The 6,380-nt window shown below is 61.7% G+C and carries 5 protein-coding genes; 4 read left to right on the top strand and 1 reads right to left on the bottom strand.

From position 1 onward, the window contains the following. The first annotated feature begins 94 nt into the window (after positions 1-94). From ACYQ7X_RS15410 to ACYQ7X_RS15425, 4 genes are all read left to right on the top strand, one after another. Positions 95-1,165, top strand: a complete 1,071-nt coding sequence (locus ACYQ7X_RS15410) for an extracellular solute-binding protein (protein ID WP_459697948.1) — start codon at positions 95-97, stop codon at positions 1,163-1,165. A gap of 51 nt (positions 1,166-1,216) precedes the next feature. Continuing rightward, the gene (locus ACYQ7X_RS15415) at positions 1,217-2,173 is read left to right on the top strand and encodes a histone deacetylase family protein (RefSeq protein ID WP_459697949.1); all 957 of its coding nucleotides are present in this window, start codon (positions 1,217-1,219) and stop codon (positions 2,171-2,173) included. 194 nt (positions 2,174-2,367) lie between these two features. After that, a complete protein-coding gene (locus ACYQ7X_RS15420) occupies positions 2,368-2,727 on the top strand; it encodes a copper resistance CopC family protein (RefSeq protein WP_459697950.1) in 360 nt (119 codons plus the stop codon). Positions 2,728-2,747: 20 nt separating this feature from the next. Then, entirely contained in the window at positions 2,748-3,683 is a 936-nt protein-coding gene (locus tag ACYQ7X_RS15425) for a copper resistance D family protein (RefSeq protein WP_459697958.1), read from the top strand. A gap of 350 nt (positions 3,684-4,033) precedes the next feature. Here ACYQ7X_RS15425 and ACYQ7X_RS15430 read toward each other — a convergent pair whose 3' ends face one another. Continuing rightward, complete coding sequence (locus tag ACYQ7X_RS15430) at positions 4,034-6,010, bottom strand: endonuclease NucS domain-containing protein (protein ID WP_459697951.1); 1,977 nt, start codon at positions 6,008-6,010, stop codon at positions 4,034-4,036. Positions 6,011-6,380 lie beyond the last annotated feature (370 nt).

The raw sequence follows: 6,380 nt of genomic DNA on the forward strand, positions 1-6,380 counted from the left end.
GGGAAGCCCCCGCGCGCGCCGCGCGCTCTGCAACGAAGGCGGGGCCGCTTGCCGTGAAGCCCGGCCCGCATGCTTGGATGGGAGACGCCTCAGCTTGTCCTCGATCGCGATCAAGACCTGGGCCCGCGCGCTTGGCGCCCTGCTCGCTCTCCTGGCCCTGGCCGCCGCCATGCCCGGCGCGCGGGCCGCCGACCACCCGGCGCCCAAGGTTCTCCATATCTTCAACTGGTCCGATTACACCGCCCCCGATCTCATCGCCGCCTTCACGCGCGAGACGGGGATCAAGGTCACGCTCGACACCTATGATTCGAACGAGACGCTGCTCGCCAAGCTGCGCGCCGGCAATCCGGGCTACGACATCGTTGTGCTGTCCAACGACTTCGTGAAGATCTTCATCGCCGATCACCTGCTCGAACGGATCGACGCCGCGCATCTGCCGAACTTCCGCAACCTCGACCCGCAATGGCGCCACCGCGCATGGGATCCGCAGGCCGCCTATACCGTGCCCTGGCAATGGGGCACCACCTCCTTCACCTATGACACGCAGGTCTATGCCGGGCCGGTGGATAGCCTCGGCACGCTCTTCAAGCCGCCCGAGGTGTTCCGCGGCAAGGTCGGCATGTTCGGCTCGCCGAGCGAGGTCATCAACCTCGCGCTGCTCTATCTCGGCCATCCGCTCTGCGACGCCAACAAGGCCGATCTGAGCCAGGTCGAGGCGCTGCTGCTCGCCCAGAGGCCTTTCGTGATGAGCTATGATTCCGATCTCATCATCAAGCGTCTGGTGGCCGGCGATCTTGCGATGAGCGAGCAATGGTCGGGCGATGCCGAGCGCGCGCGGGTGCAGAGGCCGAGCCTGCGCTACGTCTATGCCAAGGAGGGCGGCATCGGCTGGATGGACAATCTCGCGATCCCCGCCGGCGCGCCGGACCGCGCCAATGCCCTCGCCTTCATCAACTTCATGATGAACCCGGTGAATGCGGCGGCGGAAAGCAATTACACCGGCTACCAGAATGCCGTGCAGGGTGCGGCGCCCTATCTGATGCCCGCCCTCGCCGGCATGCCGGAATTCAACCCGCCGCCGGGCTACAGGATCGTCTTTTCCCCCGGCTGCGGTGAGGCGGTAACGCGCGACTTCGACCGGATCTGGACCGCGATCCGCAAATGACGGAGACTTCCCGCCAAGCGTAGCGACGGCCGGCCGGGGGGGAAGGCTTCCATGGATGTGGTCTATGCGGCCGAGCATGCCCTGCATGCGAGCCCGGGGGAGCTGAACTCGGGGGAATTCGTGCCGGCTTTCGAGAAGCCGGAGCGCGCGCATATCATCCTCAGCCGAATTGAGGAGGTGGCACTCGGCCCCGTCCATCCGCCGCGGGCTTTTGCCGCCGAGGCGATCACCCGCATTCACGATCCCCGCATGGTCGCGCTGTTGCAAACCGGCGCGGCCGAATGGAAGGCGCTCGGCCGCGCCGGGGCGGCCTTTCCCTTCACCTTCTTCACGCGCGGCTTCCGCACAGACCGCGTGCCGCAGAACATCGAAGGGCGGCTCGCCTGGTTCTGCTTCGATGCCGGAACCCCGCTGACGGAGACGAGCTGGCGGGCGATCGAAGCCTCCGCCCATGTCGCGCTCACCGGCGCGGCCCTGCTCGGCGAGGGCGGCCGCGCGGCCTTCGCGCTCTGCCGCCCGCCCGGCCACCATGCGGGATCGGACCATTACGGCGGCTATTGCTATCTCAACAATGCCGCCATCGCCGCGCAATCGCTGCGCGATAAGGGTGCCGGGCGGATCGCGATCCTTGATGTCGATTACCATCACGGCAACGGCACGCAGCAGATCTTCTATCAGCGGCCGGATGTACTCGTCGTCAATATCCACGCGACGCCGGATCAGGAATACCCCTATCTCCTCGGCTTCGCTGATGAGACGGGCGCGGGCGCGGGGGAAGGCTGCAACCTCAACCTGCCGCTGCCCTGGGGCACCGGCTGGGCGGCCTGGGCGGAAGCCTTGGCGCGGGCGATCCGGCGGATCGCCGCTTTCGCGCCCGATGCGCTCATCGTCTCGCTCGGCGTCGATACCTTCAAGGGCGACCCGATCTCCCAATTCCTGCTCGACCAGGAGCATTTCATCCGATGGGCGCGGCGATCGCCCAGGCGGGCCTGCCGACGCTCTTCGTGATGGAGGGCGGCTATGCGGTGGCGGAAATCGGCATCAACGTCGTCAATGTCCTGGCGGGTTTCGAAGGCGGCTGATGAACAAGTTTCACAACTTTCTGTACGAACAGGCATGAACCTTGCCCCATGGGAAGGTTTATGCGAGTGATGCCCGCGCCCGTGGCACGGGCACGCCACGCACATGAAAAAGGGTTCAATATGAAGCGGGTTCTTCTGGCGGCTGCCGGCCTGATGCTGTTCAGCCAGGTGCCGGCCTTCGCCCATGCCTATCCGAAGACTGAATCGCCGGCGAAAGGGGCGGTCCTGCACCAGGCGCCCACCACCGCCTGGATCGAGTTCGATGATGAGCTTGAACCCGCTTTCACCGGCATGAAGGTGGTCGATGCGCACGGCCGCGTGGTGAGCGAGGGGAAGGCCAAGGTCTCGCCCGGCGATCATCACCATCTGAGCGTGGCCCTCGGGCCGATGAAACCCGGCCAGTATAGGGTTGTGTGGCACGCGACCGACACCGACACCCACAAGACCCATGGCAGCTACAGCTTTCGGCTGGCACAATAACGGAGAGCGCGGGCGTGCCGATGCCGCCCTTCGATCTTTCCGATAGCGGCGGCATCGGCCTCGTGCTCATGCGGGGGATCAGCGACGGCGCGCTTGCCCTGGTGTTCGGCACCAGCATGCTGCGCCTTGCCGTTCTGCCGCGGGGCCTCGCGCGGATGGAACCTGCCGCGGCCGAGGCGCTGGCCCTCGCCTTGCTGCGGCTTCAGCGCGGCTTCGCGGCCTTCGCGGCGCTCTGGCTTGCCCTCTGGCTTATCTTCCTGGGCCGCGATCTCGCCAGCGCCCACAGCCTTGGCGAGACGATCGCCGCCACCGGCATCATGCTCGGCCAGACGCAGTTCGGCCATGGGGTGATCGCGCAACTGGCCGCCCTCGCCCTCGTCTTCGCCATGAGCGTTTTCGCCATGAGCTTGGCGAGGCGCCGCGCGCTCGAAGGGCCCATCCTCGTCGCCTCGGCGCTCGCGCTCGGCCTGCAGACAACCCATAGCCATGCCTTCAGCATGGGCACGGCCGGCCTCATCGCCACCAACCTCATCCATATCCTGGCGGCCGGCGCCTGGCTGGGCAGCCTGCCCGCGCTCTATCTCGCTGCCCGACGCGCGCCGACCCCGGCGCTTGCCGCCCTGTGCCGCGCCTTCTCGCCGCTCGGCCAGACCGCCGTGCTGCTGCTCGCCATCACAGCCCTGGTGCAGGGCCTCGCCCTGATCGGCAGCTGGCACAGCCTGTTCGCCACGGCCTATGGCTGGGTGGCGTTGTTCAAGATGGCGCTCTTCGCCGCCCTGCTCCTGCTCGCGGGCCGCCACCGCTTCCGCTCGGCCCCGGCGCTCGCCCGCGCCGAGGCAGGCACAGCCGCGCGGCGGAGTTTTCTTCGCAGCCTGGGCGTGGAAATCCTGCTCGGCGGGCTCGTCATCCTCGCGGCCGGCCTGCTCGCCAGCCTGGCGCCAGCCATGAGCATGTAGAAGGGAGCGAGGCCTTCCCTGCGAGGAGGCCGTCTCTCCATGACGCCGGCAGGACCATGGTGGAGGGCGGTTGGAAACAACAGCTGAGATGTCCGCTTAGCGCCCATGCAGGTCGCTTACGCGAGTTTAGCGGCTACTGGATGCCGGACATGAGGCCGGACGATCCAGATGCCTGCATGGGTGGGTTGCGGAACGGCGGCTGCTTTGATCGAACGGCTGAAAACGCTGACCCTCGAAGGGGCGGCAATAATGGTGCCACCATTGAACAGTTAGCTTTTGTGAGGCGCCGCCAGGAGCGAACATCTGATTACAAACACGGGCTATGGGAGCTGTTTTCACCAGTCATTGTCCTACTCATCGTCATCGTCATCGTCATCGTCATCATCAGGCGATTCACCTGCTACTAACAAAAGGCGTCCGTCCGACTCACGCCGATAAAGCTGACCTGTACCCCAGCCAATGCCTACACCATGATAGAGTGTGCAGTCGGCACACATGTTCGCCCAGGCGGCCTGACCATCGACCCGACCGTCCGAGATGAACGTCTCCTCAGCCAGAGGAATGAGACAAAGATCGCATTTTTCTGAAAAATCCCCGTAGTATCTACCCCTTCTGACGCACTCCTCGTCAACTACGTCCCCCAGGCGCAGGTTTGCTGAACTGCCGTCGCACATAGGGCCTATTCTCGGACTCAGTTTGAAAAAGATGGTACGCAAAAGATCCTTGTTTAAACCGAGATACTCATTGAACAGGGCAAAAGGCATAGTTGCCTTAGCAGCTCTCCACCGACCATTAGTCACGCGAAAAAATCGTCGTTCCTCCCCAGCAATGTCACAACGGAAGCTGCTGTAAACTAGGCCGAGGTCATCAAGTATTTCGATGTCCCGCGTTTCATAGCCACCCCGCGTCATAGACATGACTAGACTCCCGATGTCACCACCGTAATAGCGCTTCAGGATGTCGCGAAAGATCGTTGGTGAGCGCGGCTCAGAGCCTCCTGATACCAGTTCGCCGACGTAGATGCGGACGGGGTTCCCATCAACGTAAACAGACAACCCATAGGAGGGCACGTACAGGACGCCATCATCCTTAGTTGTAGCAAACAGTAACGTCAGGATGCCCGTCGACGGCGCAAACACGGAGACGTCTGCCATTCCCTCGGGAAAATCATCTTTTGCCTCTTCCAGCTGTGTGCGGATCATGCTCACCCAAACCGGATTATTTGGAAGGCACTCTTTGACGTCTTTCATGATCTGCGACACGTCGGCCCGATCCGCCAAGGATATCGACCGCTTCAGCCTCTGACCGGACGTGCCTGCCTCGCCAGCAATTTCACCAAGAATGATGTCGTCGGAGAGCGCCAAATTGCGTGCAAATGATCCCCGGCGGTGTAAGCACTCAACTGTCCACCCTTCAGTCTCGATGATCTTGTTCTTGAACTTTGCCGGATAGCCGATTTCAACATAGTCCCGGTCGACCCGCGGTGTTGCATAGAGCGCATATTCCTGAAGGGAGCAAAGCAGCTCGTCGCCCTCCATTCTCTCAAAGAAATCTTTCGCTGCTTCGTATGCCTCAGGGTCAGCCGCGATGATGCGCAGATACTCTCCAGCCGACTGGAGCTGAGGGACGAAATAGATCATGTGATCAAACCGCGTCATCCTACCGGCCACATCGGCTAGATCTTCCTGCGTAGGTTCGCGCCGATTATCGCGAATCAAATTAAGATTGTGAGCGGTTGCATAGACCTCACGCTCATACAAATCCGGTGCAGACCTCAGTTGCACCATCACATAGTCGGTGATACCTTTCGCCTTGCAACTGGCATCATAGCTGGCGATACCTTCGGCCATTCGGCTTTCGCTAAGGTAAAGGCTGATCTCATGCCACGGCGATAAAACCCGCCCAGCATTCACCGGGAGCGGTTCAACCATCTCCGCACTTAGCGTCCCGCTGGACTCATCGACCAGCAGCTTCACACCAGTAACCGAAATGGAGGTGTCGTAGGAAAAGCGCGAAAACGGAACCAGAAGCTCTTTCCACTCGGTGGAAACGATTATGGCACGGACTTCGTCATCGCGGGCTCCGAGATGACCTTTTATTGCTTCCACGTATTTATAGATTTCGTGAATCGCTTCCCGCGAAGAGGCACCGCTCCTCTTCAGCTCAATCAGAACCCACCGTCCTCGTCCGTCCTTTGCCAGGATATCGACGAAGCTCCGTGTCCCAATGTTGCTGGGTAGGTACTGTTCGACCTTCGCAATCTCTAGATCAGTGCCAAGAACCGAAATATGGATCGCCAGTAAATCTCGAAGCGCTGCTTCTAGCATGAGGCCTCTACGGTGAGTGCCAGTTTAGTATTTTCGATTGACTATGTGCCAGTGCGTGACTGGTAGATAGTCACCGATCCCTCTTGAAGACAAGGGTGAACTTCGCCTTTCGGCAAAGGGTCGCCCGTGGGTCGCTGTAGGCCTTCGTTTGGTGCATGAGTCCCGATCCCGGCTATCAGCCTATATTGTGGTCTTAGGCTTGGGATCTCAAGTCGCGAATAGCCGGAATCAGTTCCGTTCCTGCTTTAGCGATATGAAGACGAATGGCGGCTTTCCGGAGTAACTATGGGGACTATCCGGAATTTCGTGTGTGATTGGCATAATGGGTAGAAAGGGAGCCGCATATGGCACGACGGAAAGCACCGGCGAT

The organism is Acidisoma sp. C75 (genome assembly GCF_054665095.1).

Bases quoted from the DNA above. Each gene is read 5' to 3' on its own strand.
- ACYQ7X_RS15425 (WP_459697958.1), top strand. From the start codon at position 2,748: ATGCCGCCCTTCGATCTTTCCGATAGCGGCGGCATCGGCCTCGTGCTC.
- ACYQ7X_RS15415 (WP_459697949.1), top strand. From the start codon at position 1,217: ATGGATGTGGTCTATGCGGCCGAGCATGCCCTGCATGCGAGCCCGGGG.
- ACYQ7X_RS15420 (WP_459697950.1), top strand. From the start codon at position 2,368: ATGAAGCGGGTTCTTCTGGCGGCTGCCGGCCTGATGCTGTTCAGCCAG.
- ACYQ7X_RS15430 (WP_459697951.1), bottom strand. From the start codon at position 6,010: ATGCTAGAAGCAGCGCTTCGAGATTTACTGGCGATCCATATTTCGGTT.